Source organism: Streptomyces sp. NPDC002276 (assembly GCF_053891435.1).
Map to the genome: position 1 here is coordinate 1 of NZ_JBSFCQ010000058.1, position 2821 is coordinate 2821.

Here is a 2821-nt window from a genome sequence, read left to right on the forward strand (position 1 = left end):
ACTCCGTACCGGGACTTTCTGGCGTGGGTGGCGGGTCAGGACCGTGGTGCGGCTGAGGAAGCGTGGCGGCATTCGCTGGCGGGGGTCGAGGAAGCGACCCGGCTGGCTCCGGTGGCCGCCGATGGTGTGGCGGCGGTGGCTCCGGAGCGGGTGACGGTGGTTCTGCCGGAGGAGTTGACTGTTGGGTTGTCGGCGGCTGCCCGTCGTTGTGGGGTGACGCTGAATACGGTGGTTCAGCAGGCGTGGGCGGTGGTGCTGGGGCATTTGACCGGCCGGGACGATGTGGTGTTCGGGGCGACTGTTTCGGGGCGGCCGGCCCAGATCCCCGGGGTCGAGTCGATGGTCGGTCTGTTCATCAACACGGTTCCGGTGCGTGTGCGTCTGAAGCCGGGCGAGGCCCTGCGGGAGGCGCTGGTACGGCTCCAGGACGAGCAGAGCGTCCTGCTGGCGCATCAGCACCTCAAGCTGACCGACATCCACAGCCTCACCCCGGCCGGTGAACTCTTCGACACCGTCGTCGTGTTCGAGAACTACCCCGTCGAGAACGAGGCCCTCGAACAGGAAGCCTCCACCCTCAGCCTCACCCACACCGAAGCACGCGACGCGACGCACTACCCCCTGAGTCTGATGGTGATGCCGGGGACCCGACTGCACCTGCGGCTCGACTACCGGCCGGATGCCTTCGAGCACGCGACCGTCGAGACGATCGGCGCCCGCTTTATCAGCGTCCTCAAGGCGTTCGTGGCCGACGCCGGGCAGTCCGTCGGGCGGATCCCGCTGCTGGATGCGGACGAGCGCGAGCGGGTCCTGACCGTATGGAACGACACCAGTCACGAGGTGCCTGGCACGACCCTGCCCGAGCTGTTCGAACAGCAGGTCACCCGGACCCCGGATGCCTTCGCCGTGGCTGCCGACGGTACCGGGCTGACCTACGCAGAGCTGAACGCGCGGGCGAACCGGCTTGCCAGGCACCTCGCCGGCCGGGGCGCGGGCCCCGAACGCCTGGTCGCCGTGGCCCTGCCTCGTTCGGCCGACCTCGTCGTCGCCCTGCTGGCCGTGGTCAAGACCGGGGCCGGCTACGTCCCTATCGACCCGGAGTACCCGGCCGACCGCATTGCCCACATGCTCCAGGACGCCGACGCCGTCCTCGTGATCACCGACATGGAAACGTCACGGAAGCTGCCTGCGGGCGCCGCGGCCCATGTGAGCCGACTCGTACTGGACGAGCCGGCCGTCCAGACCTTCCTGGAGGACCAGGACCCCCACGACCTCTCCGACGACGAGCGCCCGAACCGCCTGTTGCCCCAGCACACGGCCTACGTGATCTACACATCCGGGTCCACCGGCCGGCCCAAGGGGGTGGCGATCTCCCACGCGGCGATCGTCAACCGCCTGCTGTGGATGCAGGACACGTACTCCCTGGAGACAACGGACCGGGTCCTGCAGAAGACCTCACCCGCGTTCGACGTATCGGTGTGGGAGTTCTTCTGGCCCCTCGTCACCGGCGCGGGAATGGTCGTCGCCGCACGCGGGGAACACAAGGATCCCGCAGCTCTTGCCGAGCTGATCCGTAGCGAGAACATCACCACCACGCACTTCGTGCCGTCGATGCTCGGCGCCTTCTTGCAACATCCGGATTCGGCTTCCTGCACATCGCTGAAGAACGTGATCTGTAGCGGTGAAGCGCTGACGACCGAATTGAAGAACCAGGCGCTGCGCACTCTGGGTGCCTCGGTCCACAACCTTTACGGTCCCACCGAGGCCGCGGTGGACGTCACGTTCTGGGAATGCCGGACGGACGAGGAAACCGTGCCGATCGGACGTCCGGTGTGGAATACCCGGGTGTATGTGCTGGATGCGGGTCTGTCGCCGGTGGCGGTGGGTGTTGCGGGCGAGCTGTATGTCGCGGGTGTGCAGTTGGCGCGGGGTTATGTGGGTCGTGCGGGTTTGACGGCTGAGCGGTTTGTCGCGGATCCGTTTGGGGTGGTGTCGGGTTCGCGGATGTATCGGACCGGGGATGTGGTGCGCTGGAATGCGGGCGGGGTTCTGGAGTTTCTTGGCCGGGCTGATGTGCAGGTGAAGGTGCGGGGTTTCCGTATTGAGCCGGGTGAGATTCAGTCTGTTCTGGCTGGTCATGAGTGGGTGGGTCAGGCTGTTGTTGTTGTGCGGGAGGATCGTGCTGGTAGCAGGCGGTTGGTGGCGTATGTCGTGCCGGCGGCGGGTGTGGGTGTGGTCGGTGTGGACACGTCGGTGCTGCGTGAGTTTGTGGCGGGGCGGTTGCCGGATTACATGGTGCCGTCGGCTTTCGTCACGCTGGATGCTTTGCCATTGACACCGAACGGGAAGCTGGACCGGCGTGCCCTGCCCGCCCCCGATTTCGTCTCGGGAGCCGATAGCAACGGGCCGCGCACTCCGCAGGAAGAGATTCTGTGCGGTCTGTTCGCCGAGGTACTCGGTGTGGCGTCGGTATCGGTTGATGACGGCTTCTTCGAGCTGGGTGGCGACAGTATTTCGTCGATTCAGTTGGTGGCGCGTGCGCGGAGTGCCGGTTTGGTGTTTTCGCCGCGTGATGTGTTTGAGCGGAAGACAGTGGCGGGTCTTGCGTCGGTGGTGGGTTCGGTGGGTTCAGCGGTGGTTGAGGCTGAGGCTGTGGGTGCTGGTGTGGGTGTGGTGCCGTTGACGCCGGTGATGTGTCAGGTGCGGGAGCGGGGTGGTCCGTTGGGTGGGTTTTCGCAGTCGGTGTTGGTGGGTGCGCCGGCGGGGTTGTCGGTGGAGGGGCTGGTTGAGGTGGTGCGGTCGGTTGTGGACCGGCATGACGGTT

At 66.4% G+C, this 2821-nt stretch carries 1 protein-coding gene; it reads left to right on the plus strand.

Annotated elements, in window-relative coordinates; genetic code table 11:
* Positions 1–27: 27 nt before the first annotated feature.
* Positions 28–2821: non-ribosomal peptide synthetase (locus ACWIHT_RS47155; RefSeq protein WP_456174818.1), on the plus strand; the 2794-nt coding region annotated here is incomplete at its 3' end.